This is a genomic window from Chryseobacterium aahli (genome assembly GCF_022699665.1).
GTDB classification, from domain to species: domain Bacteria; phylum Bacteroidota; class Bacteroidia; order Flavobacteriales; family Weeksellaceae; genus Chryseobacterium; species Chryseobacterium aahli.
In genome coordinates, this window is the sequence record NZ_JALDNB010000011.1 from 79,295 (window position 1) to 97,787 (window position 18,493).

Consider the following 18,493-nt stretch of genomic DNA (forward strand, 5'->3'; position numbering starts at 1 on the left):
TCATTAAAAACCTTAAGAAGATTATCAGAAATTTCAATAGTTCTTTCTTCCTTATCTTATGTATGAAACGGAGCCTCATCACCGAAAGTTTTTCCAAACTTTTTTTGCTTAAGCTAAAATCTGATATTCAGATTTTAATTTTGTTAGACTTTCACAATATTCAACCATGTCATCGAATAAGGCGTTGGTTCGCATAAATTTCTTCCACAGAAAAAGAGACTCTACAAAGGCAGCATTCAAAGTCCTTTTACTAATATCATAAAAAAAGAGAGCCAATAAAATCAGCTCTCTTTTCTTAATATTGGTATTGAAATTATTTTTTTATCAATTTCATACCCTCTGTTGAATCATTTGTTTTAACAATATAAATACCTGCTGGTAAATCACTAATGTTTATTCTGTTGTCAGTAACCTTTGAAATAGTTTTTACTACAGCTCCTGTTAGGTTATAAATCTTAACTTCAGAAACCTGTTTTGAAGATTGTAGCATTATAAAATCTTTTGCAGGGTTAGGGTATAATAAGTTCCCTTTTTTCGCAGAAGAAATATCGTTTACAGATAAACTTGCATCATCAACACATTTAACCTGCGTAGGAACATTGCTGTTTGTTGCAGTACCATCACCATTACCTAACTGCCAGTAACCATCCCATCCCCAAGACCATAAGCTGGTAGATGTTCTAACTCCCCCAGAAGAGTTTTCACCAGATCTTACAGGAATTGACAACCAATCATTAGATGTACCTACTTTTGTAGGGATGTTAACATCTGTTGCTGTTCCAATGCCTAATTTTCCGTATTGGTTATAGCCCCAAGTCCATAAAGAACCATCAGCTTTAAGAGCAGAAGAAGCTTCATTTGTTGCCCCGATTGAAGACCAAGTGGTACCGGGTATTTGCTGTGGTGTATATTGAATACCACCCGTGGTACCAAGTCCTAATCTTCCGTTGTTATTATGACCCCAAGACCATAATTCGCCATTAATTTTTAATCCTAATGTATGGTAGATACCTCCCGCAATTGCTTTCCAGTTTGTGTCTGTACCAACCTGTGTAAAAACATTAGTTTCATTAGATCCTAGAGAAGCAGGTGTTCCTAAACCGGTCTGCCCTTCAATATTGGTTCCTGCAGACCATAGAGTGCCATTTGTTTTAATTGCAAATGAGTTGTAGTAAGTAGCAGTAACAGATGCCCAGTCTGTTGCTAGTGTAGATTCTTGCTGGAATGTGTTGTACGAAAATACGCTGGTTCCTACACCAAGACCGCTCCAATCATTATAACCAGCACCCCAAAGAGTCCCATCTGTTTTAACTATCAGAGTGTGGTAGTACCCTGCAGAAAATGCTTTAACATTTTGCTGGATTAATGTTGGCGTAGAAAGATCTGTATTATTTCCTAGCCCTTGCTCTCCATAATAATTAGCTCCCCAACCATACAGATCTCCATTGGCTTTTATAGCCAAAGCAAAATTACGCCCTGTTGATATATCTGTCCAGTTGGCATCTGTACCTATTTGGGTAGGGTGTTTAATTTCTGTGGCTGCTGCGGATCCATTACCAAGTAATCCATAAGTATTTTGTCCCCAAATCCAAATCGTTCCATCTTCTTTGAGAGCAATATTGTAGTTCTCTCCTTGTGACACTTTTTTCCATCCTGTAGTTGAACATTGTGCGCTCATGTTGGTTTGAAAGACAAGCAGCAAAACCAATCCTAACCAACCTTTTTTTGTTTTTTTTAACAGTGATAAAAATTGTTCCATAATTGTTTATTTTTAAAATTTTATGGCACAATATTACAAATATCCTCTATTGTGAAACAATCAATAAGCTGAATGAATTCGGAAATTATTCTCTATTTAATGACATTTAAGGCGCTTTAAATCAAGCGTGTGGAAGTAATTTGCAATGATTGGTATATTTGGAAAAGTCACACTATAAATATCTGATAATTGGGATTTATTCTTAGGGTAACTTAAATTTCATATAGTTATTTATTAGTATTTTAATTCGTATTCTAAACCAAAGTAGCCCTCTCATTATATTCTCATCTAGTAAGATCACAATGAAATTATTTATTTGATTTTTCAATCAAACGTTTTTGAATTAATGATAAAATTTAAATAATAGAAATTGTTTATATTTTATTCAATAGCACTTTAATGTCTTTTCAATTTATTTGCATAGGTTAAACTTCTTTTTTAAACTCTTAAAATGGCTAATAGTTATATGTGTTCTTTTTGCGTGTAAAAAGAAGCATGATGACAAAAAAGGATATTATATAATTGTTTGATGTAATTTTTATTTGCTTTAATGTGCCTGCCCAATATCTAATCGGTCAAATTTCCCGTCTGCATTCTGATGGAATTTAAAGAATACTCTGAAAGTTCCCCAATTTCCAGCTTTGAAATCTCCGTAAATATCTTTTCCATCGTTTTCCACTTTATCGATGCTAAGAAACTTTTCAGTACCCAATGCTTTTGAGAAAAAGTTTTTAAAGTCTATTTTATTTCCGTCATCTGTCATCGCAGGGTTTTCTGTGAAAAATGAATACCAGCTTTTGTTCCCATTTTGTAGTGCTTCCATTGCTTGTTTTACGGTTGGGTTTGTTATTTTTGATAGGTCCATCGTTTGATTGTTTTTAGAATTTTCTTTAATTGTTTTTTTACTTTCTGTTGAAGAATTTTGTTTCTGACCGCAAGCTGTCAATGATAAACAGAGCGGAAGCATCAATAATAGAGGCGTTTTCATGGTTTAGCTTTTTAAAGGATGCTGCAAATAAATAATAATAAGATTCAGGACAAGGAAAGGAAGCTCTATTAAAACCCCTTTAAAGTCTTTATCTAAAAGATGAAAGCAGATGATCAGTAAAATACCTGCAGCCATCAGGAAGTTTCCCCAGACAAATGTTTTTGGATGCAGAATTAAAAGAGCTGCAATGATTGTAACTGCACCATTAATCATGAGTGCGGTTTTTGAAAAACCCCACTTTCCAAACATTTCCATCATTTCCGATTTTCCGGAAAACATAGCATAGCCTTGTTTGCATCCCATGTAAAGAGCTACAAGTATTAGCACAGAATTAATAATTTTTACTAGCATTTTATTATGTTTTAAAAATAATGATCAAAAAATATAAATGCTGAATAGCGTAACCCAATCCAGCATTTATGATAACCAAAAAATTACTTAATCTTACTATCTTGTAGTATATCCACCATTTGCAAAAATGGTTTGTCCGGTAATCCACCAGCCGTCTGTTACCAAAAACTCTACTAGCGGAGCAATGTCTTTAATATCTGTTAGCCCGCCCAAAGCTGCGGCAGATTTGTGATAAGCAACAGCATCATCAGCTTCCTGCCCATAAAAGAATGGGGTGTCCATAGGTCCGGGAGCAACTGCTGTTACAGAAATTCCTCGTGCACCAAATTCTTTCGATGCCGCTCTGGTAAAATGTTCTACCGGAGCTTTCATACCTGCATAAGTGGAATATAATCCTGTGTAAGCAGCAAGAAGTGAAGTTACAATAGTACAAATCTTACCTCCATCACTCACTTTTTTACCGGCCTCCTGCAGGAAGAAATAAGCCACTTTAGAATTCACATCAGACATGGTATCATATTCAGCTTCTGTAGTTTCTGTGAATGGCTTTTTTAATACCATACCCACGGTGTTGATTGCAATATCGATAGCTCCAAACTTGGCTTTGGTTTCATCAAAAAAATGGGTAATGTTTGCAACGTTTGTTAAATCTCCCTGAAACAGGAATGCTTCGGCTCCCAAAGCTTGTACGTCTGCAAGGGTTTTTTCGCTTTCAGTTCTTGAACTTTCACTGTTGTAGTGAATAGCCAGTTTTGCTCCCTTCGCAGCAAAATCTCTGCTTAATAATCCTCCTAAGTTTTTACCACCTCCGGCAATTAAAACTACTTTTCCTTTTACATTATGTGTTGACATATTAATAATTATTTTATGTTGTATTACAAATTTGTGCTATTTTTTTAAACTATTTATGGTGTTATTCTCTGATTTTTTAAACTGACCTGGTGTTTCCCCTGTCCATCTTTTAAAGAATTTCGAAAAATTAGAAGGGTCGTACATAAGGATTTTGGCAACTGATGCAGGCTTTAGATGATCTTCTCTTAAGAGCTTTTTTGCTTCCTCCAATATTTTTGTCTCATAGAAATAACAAGGATGTTTCCCTGTATTTTTTTTTACAGTATCAGTGAGGTGTTGATAAGAGATAGCTAATTCGCTTGAAATTTGCTTGAGTGTAAGGAAATCCTGAACTTTTCCTTCTAGCAATTCTTTTAGATGTTGATCTAAAAATGTTATATATCTATTGACAATAAGAGTGCCCCTGGATTCGGTGGTTTTGGATGTTCTCATCGGTTTGTGTTTTTTGATTAATAAAAAAATAATCTGAAGTTATATTGCTGAAGATGTCAATTCGGGCAGTTTAGATTCAATTTTATAAGAAATAAATGATCGAATAATCTTTTTAAGCAAATCAACTCAATGAAGATATTTATATAAAACTGATGAAAATTACGCAGCATCATTCAAATAAATCTTTCTCCATTTTGTCACGGTATTTCTACTGAGATTAAAATGATTGGCCAGTTCTAAATTATTAAGCCCTTGTTTCTTTTGATAGCTAAGTATTTTCAAAATAGTGGGTTCATCATAAGACTTATGTTTCTGATTAAAATCTAATGTTTTTTTATCATTCAGTTTAAATATTTTGGAGTTAAGGGTGATAACATCCATAATTGAAAATTGCTCTTTCTTAAGATAATGTTTGAATTCATCTTTTCGGTCGGGGCATTTTTTTGTAATGATGTCTTCAAATATTTTTTTATAATTGGGTTTAGTGCTCATCATATTTTCGTATTTGTAAATTATTTTTTATTGAGTAAAAACGACATCAGCAACATCATCCTCGTCAAATCCTATAAATATTTTCTTTGTTATAAAAAGGAATGTCTTTCTCGTATAAATTATATTTCCTTCACTATCTTCCACATAATCATTACCTAATAATGATATTATTTCTGCTCTTGTTCTTCCTGTCAACCTTGTATTTTTTGATGCGGAAAGTTTATTTTTCTTCATCATATTTATTTATCCATTTGTATAAGGTAGTTTTGGGTATTCTGTAGTCTTCAATAATCTGTTTTTTTGTTTTTTCACCAGATTTTAGTGCATCTAAAATAAAATCTATGATTTCTTTTGTGTAAATATTTTTTCTAAACTGTGGTAGCGATGATTCTTTTTTACTTTCATTGTTTTTGTGATTGGAAGTATAAAGCATTATATGTTGAGAATAAATTCTAAAGAAATCATATTTCAATAATTTGCTCCATCTTAAAAGTATATAAGAATCTAAACTTTCAGAGGCATACATCTTTTCAATATCTTCTTCTGAGCAATTTAAGAAACTAGAAATTCGAAGTAATTCTAATTCAGTGTCTTTTACCTTTTTTTCTATTAGTTTTCCGATGTGTATATTTTTGAAGTCTGTCATTGTCACAAATAATCTATCATTTACTTATAATAATTTGCTTGTTTTATGGTGTCAAAGTATATTTCAACTTTGACACATAAAACAAATTTTAGATTAAAATTATGGTTTCCAGAAAGACCATGCAGTCCCATTGTAAACGGCCAATTGCCTTTTGGTGGTATCATACACCATCATTCCCGGTGCGGGATTGATAATGCTTAAATGTGGATTTGCAACCTTTGGAAGAATCATTGCTTTATCGGCATCAGTTAAAACCAATACCCCTGGAGTGGTATCTGATGCTGCTGTAGTCCCAATAGCTGCTTTTGCGGTTGTAGACTCTGTCTTATCTGTCCCCTGTGCAGAAAGATCCGCTGTTCCTATCGTGGCAGCTGTTCCGTCGTCTTCACTAAGATTAGCCCACACACCGGTGTCTTTCAGGTATTTTACTTTATGATCGGTGACATCATAGATGATTGTTCCGTTTTCGGTAATTCCTGTTTTTGTTTCTACATAAGGTAGAATAAGGCCTCTGTTTTCTGTATTATCAAATTCAAGAGATACAGAAGTATTGGTTACTGTCTGCTTTCCTATTGCAATTTGTGCATGTATAGATATACTTACAAAAACTAATGCAATTGCTGTGATTATATTTTTCATATCTATTGATTGTTTAAAAATTAATATTTAGGGATGATTATCTTTTCATCTCTTTTGATCTTTCATTTTTAAAATAGACTGAGCAGTTTGCCAAAAGCTGCTCAGTCTGTATTTAAATTGATTAATCAGGGCAGGTTTGTGTAGATATACAAGACCATGCATAATTAGTTCCTCCGTCTGTAGAGGTGTACATTTTCATACATTTATTGGTGGTATCGTATACCATCATCCCTTCTACGAAGTTGGCAGGTGCAATACCTACAGGATTTCCTCCGCTGAATGCTACTCTGTTAGGTACAAAACCTTTGGTTTTAGCTTCTAGTGCTAACCAGCCACCTTTACGGGTCATCGGCCAATTATCGGCATTAGTAGATCCAGCTCTGTTAAGTGCGGTGATACCTACTTTGGTATCTAGTGGAGTACCGGCTATTATACCTGGTTTGTAGCAAACTCCTGCCACTATGGCTCCACATAGATCAAGATCAGATATATAAGTATATTTAAGATTTTGAGTACCAGTAACAGAAGTACCATCGCCTTTAGATCCGAATGTATTTAGACCTATAAAACCAAATTTGGTAGAGTTTTCTTTAAAATTGATGGCATGCTGGCCTGCATCTTTTAAAGCGATCACCTTATCACTTAGGCCAAGCTCGTTTGCACCGGTACCATTACCAGGCATAAACGTTGGATCAATACCTGTATTATTAACCACACCTAAATGACCTTGTGAACTGCGTCCCCATCCCCATTGCTTTCCATCGGTAGTTAATACATTGATAGAGGGAAGATTGTTTACGTTCTCAGCTGGTGAAATCCAGGCGGTGTTACCACCTAAAGTATTACTACCTGAGGTAGCAGTTACTTCTGTCCAATTCAATCTTATGGTTGCGTCACCAAGACCTAGCTGCCTTTGTGCATTATACCCCATAGCATAGAGCTTGCCGTTAGTTGCCAAAAGATAATAAGACCCTTCCCCTTCAGTATTTCCCTCAGTCATCCCTATCATTTTTGGAGTTACTCCTGCGGGAACACTGATTTCTGTTGCGTAATTAGATGTAGCGGCGGCAGTATTATCATTATGAAATGTATTAAGCCCCCAGGTATAAAGCTTCCCATTAGAAGTTAAAGCAAATTTAGTACTCCTAATGCCTCGTACCGCAACAACATTGTCCAGCGTTTGGGTAGCAGATGTCATTACACGGTGCCATATTGAATTATTAGCTACATTACCGGTCATACCATCTCCATAAACAGAGCCCACTGGGCTTTGACTAAGAATCCAGGTTGCACCACTACAAGTTACAATAGACAAAGTCTCTTGATTGCCACTCATCATTTTTACATTGCTAGGGCTCACTCCCGGAGGCAGTCCGTCTGCTTTATTATTAACAGTCAGCTTACCAAATTTGTAGCCATTTGGGGTTCTGTAAGTAATAGTGGTGTTACCCATGCTACTAAGCGTATACATATTACCATTTCCCCAAACATAAAGCCCATCGGTAGTCAATAAATGCATTACATTAGCTATTGCTGCTTTTAACGGTGTTCCGGTATAGCTAAACCCAGTTCCTGATGATCCTGCAGCTGGGAGTGTTGTACTCGGATCAATTTTCGTTGGTGCAAGCAGATTTAATACAACGTTAGCATTTGTAGAAGATACATTTGGTGAGGTGGTTGGTCCCCAGACATAATACGAACCGTCTTTTTGTTTTACTATAGTAGTCGTTTCATCTGCTAAGATGTTATCGTATTCTATAGTATTAGGGTCTACTGCATTGAGGTATGTGTTGTCATTACAGCCTGTGGTACAAGCTACTTCGTTCACTGTTGCATAGGTAATATACCTGTTTGCGTTTCCAGAATCAAAGTTATAGCTGTGTACCCATTTTCCGGTGGCAACATCATAGGTTCCGTCAACGTACGCTACATTGGTTGTAAATGCTGCGTCATCTGCAATGATCATTTTTACATGATCTCCGCTTCCAAAACCTCCTCCGTAAGAAGAAAGATCTGCCCCGAAGTACATCGTACCGCTGGTATTGGTACGCTGTGCCAGCCATATTCTTGCAATGCGCGACGCCCCTGTATAACCATTTATGGTCATACTGGTAAATGTAGTTGCAGTAATATTGTTATCTCCCAATAGGAAATACGTTTTGTCGTTAACAAAGCTGGTTCTGGCTACAGCATTGTTTGGATTAACAAAATCATTCATCGTTGCTACGGTAAGTATAGTACCTGCATTTACAGATGTAGAAACTTTCTGCTCAAAAACTTCAATATCATCTCTCGATACTCCGAATATATTATTGTTGAATGTTGTGTTTGAAGCACCATTCCATACGATATTTCCGTCAGTATTTAGATAATGCTGCGTATTTACTTGTCCTAAGGTAATTCCGTACTTGATGGCAAGATAAGAATCTACTCTTCTACGTTCTGTAGCTGTTAGGTTACCGGCACCGTAGATGATAGTTTCTCCTATGTTACCAATAAAACCTCCGTTATCACTACTGTTGCCAGTCCAACGGGTATCACCAAATATATGACCTCCTAATGCTAATCCTACAGCAGTATAGTTAGCTGTAGATCCATTAGCAGCCCCATTCAACCCTCTGGCTACTGTGGTATTAGTAAAGGTATTATACATGATGCTTGGAATTGCCGTAGAGAAATTAACTGCGGAATTCACGAATTGTGTTCCTCCACCTACAACTCTTCTTTCTATGTTGGTACTGGCAGGAGTAAAGCCCATGTAATCCCAATTTGAAATGGTGGTGTTTACATTATCCATACCTATACTCAAGAAGTGAGGAGTAGGGCTGCCTGGTGCGGTCATTCCTTCTTTGGTAACAGTAAAAATATCATTACTGGTATTGGTAACTGTTTGTGTAGTGATATTACCTAATGTCTGATTAATAGCTGTAAAGTTAATTCCCGGGTTAAAATTGAAGTAACTTGATGTACCTACAGCATACTTAGGAAGCGCATTGGTTACTCTTTGTGCAACTGTAGTTCCGTTCCACATATCCGTCCATCCTGTAACATCTGTTGTAGCTCCTGTGTTGGTTGCATTTTTATCAGCTCTGTACCAATAAGATAGATTTGTAGCAACACCTCCCGGTGCGTTTCCGAACCCTGCAAAAGTGAAGAACTGCCCGTTTGCTAAAGTTACATTTGCAGTGTTATATATCACACCATTTACAGTAGTTTCTGTAGCCATGGGGGTGAAGGTATCTGTTCCGTCAAAAGTAGCATCCGGAGATTGTACAAGGTAAAGGTTCTTCACACTTTTTGGCCATGCTACAGTTACTGTTCCTACATTGTTTGTGTTTTGAACTTTCCAGATAGATTCAAAACGATAGTTGGTAATTCCATTTGAACCGCTTGTGTAAGCTAATGGGATAGTAAGATTTTGTTTTAGACCATTGTCTCCTGTCGTCAGATATTGTAGGTCATTGGCTAAGCCTGTATTGTTGGCGGCATTGCTGTCTGCAAATCCTGTAGTAGAAATTACAAGCTGCTGTCCGCTGTTCACACTTCCTGCCTGCTTTTGATGCAATGCCGTGAAATCATCCTTAGCAATACCGAAGATATTATTATTGTATCCGGTATTAATGGTTCTGTCCCATACAACAGAACTATTGGTAGAAAGATAGTTTTCATTTAATGTAACTCCATTCTTTACAGCCAGGTAAGAATTTACTCTAGATTGCTCATTTGCAGTCAGTGTACGGTTGTACCATGCAACCTCCATAATGTCACCAGGGAAAGGAGCACCAGCATCCCAGCCGGCCTCACCTATTCTAAGGTTTTTACCATAAATTTGGAATCTATTCGCCGCAGCAAAACCTGAAAAAGATTCATAAGTACCATTTAGCCCTAATCTTTTTTCTCCTCCTGCGATAGCCGAAGTTCCTCCGTTGGCAACCGTGTTATTGGCTAATGCTGAAAATATGTTAGACTGTCCTACATTAAAATTTGAAGAAAAATCTGAAGAAGTTGTAGTCGCAAAAAATTCATATTGTCTCGGTCTTCCGTTAGCAATAGAAAATGCAGGTTCAGCTGCGTATGTTGTATCATCATCGATACCTACAATACGTCCTGTAGCGTTAGCTGTCGTAGGTCTTACTGCTGAGAAAACAGAAGTATTGGTGTTAGGTAATTCTACATTACCCAGCGGATTCATTACCGAAGCAGAATTATAGAAAAATTTAGAACCAGTATAACCTGAGGTATAAGGATAGAAGTTATGGTTTCTATCGGCTGGCGATAAAGTAATTCCTCCTACATTCGGAATGTTGTCTGCATTGGGAGAATTGTCTTTCCAAGCTGTGCCGATAGTTCCTGCATCGTCAGATTTTACCCAGAAATCAGGGCCTGTAACCCCTCCCGGAGCTTGTGCAAAACCAGCAAATGTGAAGAACTGTCCGTTTCCTAAAGTTACATTTGCGGTGTTGTATACCACGCCGTTTACAGTAGTTTCTATAGTCATTGGCGTAAAAGTATCGGTTCCGTCAAAAGCAGCATCCAGAGATTGTACTAAATAAAGGTTCTTCACACTTTTTGGCCATGCAACTGTTACAGTGCCCACAGTGTTTACATTTTGTACTTTCCAGATAGATTCAAAACGGAAATTGGTTGCTCCGTTAGAACCTGCTGTATAGGCTAATGGAGTTATTAAGCTTTGCTTAAGACCGTTATCGCCTGTCATTAAGAATTGCCCTTCTGTAAGTGTGGTGGTATTGGCAGCATTGCTATCTGCAAAACCTGTTGTGGAAATTACAAGTTTCTGTCCTGTATTTGTGCTTCCAGATTGTTTTTGATGCAATGCGGTAAGGTTATCTCTTGCAATACCGAAGACATTATTGTTATACCCTGCATTATTCGTTCTGTCCCAAACTACAGCACTGGCGGTAGAAAGGTAATTTTCGTTTAATGTAACACCATTTTTTACAGCAAGATAAGAGTTTATTCTTGATTGCTCATTAGATGTTAAGACACGTTTGAACCATAAAACTTCCATGATATCTCCCGGGAACTCACCGGCAGCATCCCAGCCAGCCTGACCAACTCTTAAATTACGACCATAAATCTGGAATTTATTGCTTCCGGTAAATGCCGTCGTTTCATAAGAACCATTCAATCCTAATCTTTTTTCTCCTCCGGCTGAAGCTGAAGTTCCTCCGTTGGCAACAGCATTATTAGCGATTGCAGAGAATATATTGGAAGTACCATTATTAAAGGTGGTAGAAAAATCGGTTGATGTTGTGGTATTAAAAAACTCATACTGTCTTGGCTTTCCGTTGGCAATAGAAATTCCTGGTTCCGCTGCCAAAGTTGCATCGTCATCAATCCCTGTAATACGTCCTGTTCCGTTTGCAGTTGTAGGTCTTACTGCAGAGAAAATGGAAGTACTAGTATTCGGCAGCTCTCCGTTAGTAGGATTCATTACCGAGGCATTATTGTAAAAGAATTTAGAACCAGTATATCCTGTGGTGTACGGATGGAAATTATGTGCTCTGTCTGCAGGGGAAAGCGTTATTCCTCCTACATTCGGGATGTTGTTTGCATTGGCAGAATGATCCTTCCATGCCGTAGCGATGTCTCCTGCATCGTCAGATTTTACCCAGAAATCTGCTCCAGCTACACCACCGGCAGTTATAGCCAAAACATTTACAGCTACATCACTTGTACTGATACAGGTGCCGGTAGTGACCGTCCATCTGAAAGTGTAGGTTCCGGCACTGTTTAATCCTGTAACATTCGTATTGTATGCAGTAGGAGTTGAAATAACAGGATCGGTAGCTAATGCTGGTTTTGATACCAGAGTCCATGCACCTGTTGATGTTCCCGGATTGTTTCCGTTTAAAGTAGTTTGTGTTGCACCTATGATCGTCTGTGCAGATCCTGCATTAGCTCCAACCTGTGCTGATACAAATACCGAGAAATTACTTTCCAAAGAAGTTCCCGAGCAGGCATATTCTCTGTCTAAGAATGCTCCTACGCTTGGATTATAGCTATCTGCTTTTATTTTAAATACATATTCGCCCTGCATATTCAGGTTAGAAATTGTAGTGTTTGTATTGGTAAATAGAGTATTGTTATAAGGCTCGAATACAGGGTCAGCTGCACCGACAGGTTTTGAAACCAATGTTAATCGGTAACGTCCATCAAAATCCTGAAAATAACTTGTGTTTACCACTCCTTTATATACTGCCGGTAATGGGATTGTTGCTGTTACTGCGCCTGAACCTGAGTAACATACTGTTGTGGCAGGTACCGTTACATTCGGACGGTTACCGTCTGAAATATGAATGTAGTAGAGTTGGCTTCTACTACAGGTTCCATTACTTGTAGCTACAGACAGCACATAAGTTCCTACCCGCCATCCTCCGCTTGGAGGGGTCACGGTAAAGCTTCTGTTGGCAGAGGTGCCTGAACCGCTTACTGCTGACAAACCAAGTACTCCTCCTGGCGGTGGCGTACCGGAGTTGGCTACTGTTGAGGTAAGAGTTACAGGATCTGATGAATTCAGCGCAAACAAGACCGTAATAGGAGTCGTCTGCCCTGCATAGTTACATTGAACTTCTCCTCCCGAACCAGTGCTGTAATAAATCATCATTTGCTCAGGTCTGGATGCTGTCAGAAAACTGACAGAATTGGGATATGTACCATTGAAGGTATAGGTCAATTCAGGAGTCGTATAAGTTCCGGCGCTATTTTGTACCGTTAAAGTAAACTTATAAATACCCACCACATTTACACCTGTAAACCAGATGTTGTTGTCGAATATATGTTGATAGGCTATATTACCACCTCCAGGTTGGCTGACCACATTCATTGTAATGGTGGTGCCAAAATTGCCCGAAGATCCTGGTGTAGGTGGATATCCTTGTGAAAACTTGGGTGAAGTAGCATCAAACGGTATAGATGGACTACCGCCACTGATAATACATTCGTTATAAGGTGTTCGTACTACGATCTGTGGGTTGGGAATAAAACGTACAATAGCCGTATCTTCATAATAGCAGCTCGGGTTATTTGTAGAGGTTATTCTTAGGGTTACCACGTAGGCCGGATCAATATTATGATTTGCTTTATTGATAAGACTGAACGTAGTTGTTGCTGATGTTGTAGAGCTAAACTGCGAATTTTGGTCAGTTTTTATGCTGCTACGTTCCCAACTGTAAATATTGTAGGCACTCCATGATGCAGTATATCCTGTAGGTACAACACCATTTAGTGTAACAGAGCCTATGGTTGCATTTACATTGGTAATATCCGGACCTGCCGTAAAGCCTGTATTAGCTCCCGGTGCTGTAATCGTTACTTGTGAGGTTGCCGAACCGGAAGGGCTGCAATTCTGTGCTATCTGGAATACATAATTTCCAGGTGAGGTCATTCCCGTAACAGTTGGTGTCAGGGAATTCGCATTACTAAATACGGGATCGGGTGCACCGGAAGGCTTCGAGACAATCGACCAGGTAGGTGTTCCGCTCGTGCTTCCTGATGAAGTTCCCTGCAAGGTGTAGGTAGTGCCGCAGATGGTCTGGTTACCTCCTGCGTTCACATTACACTGTGCATAGAGTATCACATTGCCCAGAAAGAGCAATAGGAATAAGATGAGTTTTTGGTTTTTCATAGTGTGGTTTTTAGAATCATTTTTGTTAGTTTCATCATCGGTTTCATTTTTTTGTTATTTCATATTCTTTTTTTTATATTTTTTTATTTTTTATAAAGGCTTCGACTGTTTATAATCAGGAGGACAATAGCCTCGTATTGTGTTATCCAATACGATCATATTGGAGACCCAATAGTCTAATGTTGGGGTAACCAATAGCCTCGTATGTTATACCACATTCAGAATCTTATCAAATACCACAGTTCTCGATTCTGATGATACATCTGCGCCGCCACGATTGACCGCAGATTCGCAGATTTGCTTTACATTCAGTGATCTTTCACTTACTGTACGTGCGATGAAATCGTTGGGATTGTCTTTTGTAAGAAAGTTGTCGTAGAGATAAGCTTTAATCTTGTGTAGAATTGCCATTTGTTTAGGTTTTATTAATAAATTGTTTTTTCAGGAAATGTTGAAATCTCTACTGTTGTCTTATACAGTAGTATTGTTACTCTTTATTTATGTTTTGGGACAAATGGAACCAGATCACAATCAAATACTCATCATTATTCTATAACAGATTTGATTGTTTTTAACATGTCGTGTCACAAGAATAGCTGATTTGAGAATTCCTATTCATCAATGCAGTTGGGATTTTGCTTGTGATTAGAAATCTTGTGTGTGTGTGTTCAGGATTTTACTATACAGCAGGAGGGGGTCTTGCAAAGCTATATCGATCTGTAATATCCTTTGTGAAAGGAAGTGTATAACTGTATAATGAATTGTTGAAGAAAGATATTGATGCTGTTTTAATATCAATTACCGTGTTGTGAAGAGCAGATTTTAAAGGGGTATTAGCACTAATTGTTCCGACACTTTTAGAAAACTTACTTACTTCAAAAGAGTCACTTGATGGGTGTCTTGATGCAAGTGTCTTGATTTCCGGCTTTGAAGGCTTGCTTGCAGTGTGTATCTCTTTTTTCTTTTGTGCAAATACTTTTAATTTCTTCTTCTCATGTTTCTTAGAATCTTTACCATTAGAAGACGAGGATTGGATAGGCGTTTGTGAAAGATTGTCTATTCCATAAACTGTAGTTCCTTCTGTAATATAAATTATGGTCTCTGGTGTCTGATCACCTGAAACGGTTGAAGAATCTACAACCAACTCTGAAGCATGTGTTTCCGAATGAGCAAAAGCAGAATTTGAAGTAAGAATAAGTAAGAATGAAAAAAAGAAACCCAATTTCCACGTGGTACCATTTGGTCTCACGTGGGTGGAAATTGAGCTCCTGTTCTTTTTCATCATCAGCGGGTTTTAGATTGTTGTTTTTTCGCTCAATAAGAAAGAGGAAATGTTCTTATTAAAACTGAAACAATATTACATAGTTGTCTCCCATGAAAAAAAAAAATGATCTCAGATATTCTGAAATTATTCTATGAATAATTGTTGTTTTACAAAATAAATATTCTGATTTTCAGAAGGTTATGATTTTCATATGTGATTTGTTGGTCAAATAAAAACAAGCTTAAAAGGGCTGTTTTTCATCCCTGATATTTTATAATTTACAGCCTTACGAAGACTTTTTAGAGAACAATTTTGATAGAAGATGTGATTTTTGAGGATTCTGTGCTTATTTTTCTTTAAATAGTCAAGCAATTGAACTCTAGGCAATTAAAATTTTTCAAATAGATAACCCCACCGAATGTGATGGGGTTAAAGTGACTATTAGGGTTTGTCTTATTAAAATCTAATAAGATGCATTATATATATGTTCATCGTTAAGATTTTGAATAAAATAAGAAGGAGTTACCCCGGTTATTTTTTTGAATGCGATTACAAAAACCTGTGAGGAGGCGTATCCGCAAGCCTCTGCCAGATAGCTTATTTTGTAACCTCGATATTTAGGTTCATTATACAGTTTGTGAACAATATAATTAATCTTTAAATTATTGATGTAATTGCTGAAACTTTGAGATTTATTATTTTTAATAATTTCAGAAAGATATTTAGAGTTGGTGCTCAGTTGGCTTGCAAGCAGACTTACCGTAAGGTCTTTTCTGAGGAATTTCTCTGATTTTTCAAAGCTTTCAAGACGCTTCAGGATTCTTGCTTCGGTCTGGCTTGAAATTACATTTTTACTAAGAGAATGAGACTGTTCATCATCAATTTCAGTTTCTGAAACGGAGTCCATTTCTTCATTATAGACATCTGTATTTAATGATTGGATAGGTTGCTCCTTTTTAAGCTTGTCAATCATCTGCTCATAGTTTTTTCGCAGAATTATATTTCTTCTTCTCCAATAGATTATGATAGATATTGAGGCTATTAATGACAATAATCCTGCGATAATCCATTGCTGTTTGGAGTTTTCTTTATGTTCACTATCTACTTCAGCTACCATTTTTTTCATGGTAATATTTGCATTTTTTCTATCAACATCTGCAAGGCTATCCTTAAGAAAGGTATATTTTTCCAAATAGAATTTTGCCTTCTCTTTCTCATTTACTTCTCTGTAGGAATCAGCGAGAAATTCAAAGGATTCTACTCTGTGATATGGCTCTCTAAACTGTTTTTCAAGCTCTAATGCCTGCTTTGCATACTCTATCGATTTTTGAAACTCTTTTTTCTCACTATATAACCAACTTACCTGATTCAGCATCATCATCTTATTAACGAGAGGTATATTATATTTTTTGTCCTGATAAATTTTTAATCCGTCCATAAGATGCTTTTCAGCTAATTCTATACTTCCTTTGATATTGCTCTCTTCCAGATAGAATATTCCCAAACGCATTTCTATAAAACCAATCTGATCGTATTTTAAATCTTTTCTTATTGCCTTACTGTCATCGCTGATCTGCTTTGCAAATTCAAGACTTTTTTCATAAGTGTATAATAATGAGTCTCTTAATTTTTTATCCTCAAATCGCTTGAGATTGTAATGTAACCCCATGTTCAGATAACACATGGACAGCTGATATACCCTTGTATTTCTATCTTTGATATCCTTAGTATAACTGAGTGCTGTTTTTAAATCTTTTAAGCATGCGTCATTCAGTCCCAAATATCCTAATGCAAGTGCATTCATTCGATAGATATCTGCTATATAACCGTGGGTGTCTTTTTTACCTTTCGCTACTTTTTTTAACTGTTCTGCTAATGCAAGTCCTTCTTGATGTCTGTTACTTTCACCATATAATATCATTAAATAATCTCCACTAATTAAAACACCTAATTTATAGTCTAACTTTTCAGACTGTGCTTTTAACTGAAGGAGAAGAGTCTCCTTTTTTTTAGGCTCAAGATCAAGATTTGATGCAATCTTTTCTAGCTTATCACTAATTTCATGTTCAGCAGGAGTGTTTTGTGCCAAGGTAATTTGGAAAGAAAAAAGTAAAAGAAAGGAGTATAATTTTAATTTCATTAGAATTTGGTTTAGTTTTTAAGATTAGTCGGTGGAGGAACAAAAATACAAAATAGTCAATAAGTAATATGCAGTCGATTTATTATTTAATCATTAAAAACATTTTGTAAATCTAACTTTAAATCTTTGACAAAATAAAATTATTATGTGAAAGAATTTCAGAAATATAAGGGTTTATAATTGCTAAATAATGGGGTGGTTGAATTATGTGTTTTACAAATTAGCTATATTGTTAATCAAAAACTTAGCTTAAAACATGGTAGCATAATATCAGAATAGATTCAATGCTTTTATCAAAAGTCAAATATCATAATCCTAATTTTGGGATGTAAAATTCATTTTGTGAATTTTTAACCAAAAACAAATAATTAACCATGAACCAAAATCTATTGATTCACAGACAGAATTTTTTTCAATCGAAGAGAAAATCATTAGTCATCAATTTTTATGGGCTTAAAAATATTCTGATATTTCTGACTTTATTTTACTCATCTTGTGCCAATGCTCAGCAACTTACGTTGAGAGAAATTTCAGCAGCTTTTGAAAGACAATATTTGAAAGATTTTAAAAAAAATGTATACTTAAAATGTGTAGAATATTATTCAGATTTGAGTGAAAGAGATATATTATTTCAAAGACAAATTCTAAAAGCTTCTGTTTTTATAGCCAGTAATAATAGAAATATTAACATCACTGCTGTCTTTATTTATTCAATTGTTTTGATCCTGATTATTGCGGCATTCTTATTTTATCACAGAAAGAAATACCTATTACAGCAAAACAACTATGATCATTTTACTTCTATTCTGAAAATACAAAACAATGATTTTAATTTGGATGATGCTTCGGAAACTCATACAAAATATTCAACTACGATTTCGGAAGAAACATCCAATGCAATTCTTAAGAAGATCATTAAGTTTGAGAATTCTGAGAAATTCCTCAGAAAAGACATTAATCTTACCTGGCTCTCAAGTCATTTAAATACCAATACGAAGTATTTGTCCGAAGTTATAAAAGTCCACAGAGATAAAAACTTCAATAGCTATATCAATGGACTTAGGATAGGCTATATCACTAAAAAACTGTACGAAGATTCTGTCTACAGAGAGTATAAAATCAGCTATCTTTCGGAAGAGTGTGGTTATGCCTCACCGCAGGTTTTTGTAATCGCTTTTAAAAAGGAAACAAACGTTACGCCGTCTTGTTTTATTGAACGATTGAAGAGCGGAATTAAAGATGGAACTGAGACTTTTTATGAACTTAATGGTAACGTTTAATA

General features: G+C 36.3%; 14 protein-coding genes. 1 reads left to right on the top strand and 13 read right to left on the bottom strand.

Translation table 11 applies throughout. From position 1 onward, the window contains the following. Nucleotides 1–313 precede the first annotated feature (313 nt). The 13 genes from MQX03_RS16495 to MQX03_RS16555 all read right to left on the bottom strand — a co-directional run bounded on the left by MQX03_RS16495 (nucleotide 314) and on the right by MQX03_RS16555 (nucleotide 17,211). Nucleotides 314–1,759, bottom strand: coding sequence for an RCC1 domain-containing protein (locus MQX03_RS16495; protein ID WP_242804362.1), 1,446 nt, complete (start codon nucleotides 1,757–1,759; stop codon nucleotides 314–316). Between the two features lie 547 nt (nucleotides 1,760–2,306). Beyond that, on the bottom strand, nucleotides 2,307–2,747 hold the full coding sequence (locus MQX03_RS16500) for a hypothetical protein (protein ID WP_242804363.1): 441 nt from the start codon (nucleotides 2,745–2,747) through the stop codon (nucleotides 2,307–2,309). Between the two features lie 3 nt (nucleotides 2,748–2,750). Next, the gene (locus MQX03_RS16505) at nucleotides 2,751–3,098 is read right to left on the bottom strand and encodes a DoxX family protein (protein ID WP_242804365.1); all 348 of its coding nucleotides are present in this window, start codon (nucleotides 3,096–3,098) and stop codon (nucleotides 2,751–2,753) included. A 96-nt stretch (nucleotides 3,099–3,194) separates the two neighbouring features. Next, entirely contained in the window at nucleotides 3,195–3,950 is a 756-nt protein-coding gene (locus MQX03_RS16510) for an SDR family oxidoreductase (protein WP_242804366.1), read from the bottom strand. A gap of 36 nt (nucleotides 3,951–3,986) precedes the next feature. Then, nucleotides 3,987–4,382, bottom strand: a complete 396-nt coding sequence (locus MQX03_RS16515; RefSeq protein WP_242804367.1) for a helix-turn-helix domain-containing protein — start codon at nucleotides 4,380–4,382, stop codon at nucleotides 3,987–3,989. A 159-nt stretch (nucleotides 4,383–4,541) separates the two neighbouring features. Beyond that, nucleotides 4,542–4,877, bottom strand: a complete 336-nt coding sequence (locus MQX03_RS16520; protein WP_242804368.1) for a helix-turn-helix domain containing protein — start codon at nucleotides 4,875–4,877, stop codon at nucleotides 4,542–4,544. Nucleotides 4,878–4,901: 24 nt separating this feature from the next. After that, nucleotides 4,902–5,111: a hypothetical protein gene (locus MQX03_RS16525; RefSeq protein ID WP_242804369.1), complete on the bottom strand. Its 210-nt coding sequence runs from the start codon at nucleotides 5,109–5,111 to the stop codon at nucleotides 4,902–4,904. Then, nucleotides 5,095–5,520, bottom strand: a complete 426-nt coding sequence (locus tag MQX03_RS16530; RefSeq protein ID WP_242804370.1) for a transposase — start codon at nucleotides 5,518–5,520, stop codon at nucleotides 5,095–5,097. Before MQX03_RS16530 ends, MQX03_RS16525 begins: the two co-directional genes overlap by 17 nt. 99 nt (nucleotides 5,521–5,619) lie before the next feature. Next, a complete protein-coding gene (locus tag MQX03_RS16535) occupies nucleotides 5,620–6,159 on the bottom strand; it encodes a hypothetical protein (protein ID WP_242804371.1) in 540 nt (179 codons plus the stop codon). A 121-nt stretch (nucleotides 6,160–6,280) separates the two neighbouring features. Then, on the bottom strand, nucleotides 6,281–13,807 hold the full coding sequence (locus MQX03_RS16540) for a LamG domain-containing protein (protein ID WP_242804372.1): 7,527 nt from the start codon (nucleotides 13,805–13,807) through the stop codon (nucleotides 6,281–6,283). A gap of 207 nt (nucleotides 13,808–14,014) precedes the next feature. Further along, nucleotides 14,015–14,218: a DNA-binding domain-containing protein gene (locus MQX03_RS16545; protein ID WP_242804373.1), complete on the bottom strand. Its 204-nt coding sequence runs from the start codon at nucleotides 14,216–14,218 to the stop codon at nucleotides 14,015–14,017. Nucleotides 14,219–14,486: 268 nt separating this feature from the next. Next, nucleotides 14,487–15,089, bottom strand: coding sequence for a hypothetical protein (locus MQX03_RS16550; RefSeq protein ID WP_242804374.1), 603 nt, complete (start codon nucleotides 15,087–15,089; stop codon nucleotides 14,487–14,489). 445 nt (nucleotides 15,090–15,534) lie between these two features. Then, complete coding sequence (locus MQX03_RS16555; protein WP_242804375.1) at nucleotides 15,535–17,211, bottom strand: helix-turn-helix domain-containing protein; 1,677 nt, start codon at nucleotides 17,209–17,211, stop codon at nucleotides 15,535–15,537. A gap of 374 nt (nucleotides 17,212–17,585) precedes the next feature. Here MQX03_RS16555 and MQX03_RS16560 point away from each other — a divergent pair, with 374 nt between their 5' ends. Then, entirely contained in the window at nucleotides 17,586–18,491 is a 906-nt protein-coding gene (locus MQX03_RS16560; RefSeq protein ID WP_242804376.1) for a helix-turn-helix domain-containing protein, read from the top strand. Nucleotides 18,492–18,493: the final 2 nt, after the last annotated feature.

What these genes read in the sequence shown, in the direction of transcription:
- MQX03_RS16495 (WP_242804362.1), bottom strand. Translation starts at nt 1,759, where the DNA reads ATGGAACAATTTTTATCACTGTTAAAAAAAACAAAAAAAGGTTGGTTA.
- MQX03_RS16500 (WP_242804363.1), bottom strand. Translation starts at nt 2,747, where the DNA reads ATGAAAACGCCTCTATTATTGATGCTTCCGCTCTGTTTATCATTGACA.
- MQX03_RS16505 (WP_242804365.1), bottom strand. Translation starts at nt 3,098, where the DNA reads ATGCTAGTAAAAATTATTAATTCTGTGCTAATACTTGTAGCTCTTTAC.
- MQX03_RS16510 (WP_242804366.1), bottom strand. Translation starts at nt 3,950, where the DNA reads ATGTCAACACATAATGTAAAAGGAAAAGTAGTTTTAATTGCCGGAGGT.
- MQX03_RS16515 (WP_242804367.1), bottom strand. Translation starts at nt 4,382, where the DNA reads ATGAGAACATCCAAAACCACCGAATCCAGGGGCACTCTTATTGTCAAT.
- MQX03_RS16520 (WP_242804368.1), bottom strand. Translation starts at nt 4,877, where the DNA reads ATGATGAGCACTAAACCCAATTATAAAAAAATATTTGAAGACATCATT.
- MQX03_RS16525 (WP_242804369.1), bottom strand. Translation starts at nt 5,111, where the DNA reads ATGATGAAGAAAAATAAACTTTCCGCATCAAAAAATACAAGGTTGACA.
- MQX03_RS16530 (WP_242804370.1), bottom strand. Translation starts at nt 5,520, where the DNA reads ATGACAGACTTCAAAAATATACACATCGGAAAACTAATAGAAAAAAAG.
- MQX03_RS16535 (WP_242804371.1), bottom strand. Translation starts at nt 6,159, where the DNA reads ATGAAAAATATAATCACAGCAATTGCATTAGTTTTTGTAAGTATATCT.
- MQX03_RS16540 (WP_242804372.1), bottom strand. Translation starts at nt 13,807, where the DNA reads ATGAAAAACCAAAAACTCATCTTATTCCTATTGCTCTTTCTGGGCAAT.
- MQX03_RS16545 (WP_242804373.1), bottom strand. Translation starts at nt 14,218, where the DNA reads ATGGCAATTCTACACAAGATTAAAGCTTATCTCTACGACAACTTTCTT.
- MQX03_RS16550 (WP_242804374.1), bottom strand. Translation starts at nt 15,089, where the DNA reads ATGAAAAAGAACAGGAGCTCAATTTCCACCCACGTGAGACCAAATGGT.
- MQX03_RS16555 (WP_242804375.1), bottom strand. Translation starts at nt 17,211, where the DNA reads ATGAAATTAAAATTATACTCCTTTCTTTTACTTTTTTCTTTCCAAATT.
- MQX03_RS16560 (WP_242804376.1), top strand. Translation starts at nt 17,586, where the DNA reads ATGAACCAAAATCTATTGATTCACAGACAGAATTTTTTTCAATCGAAG.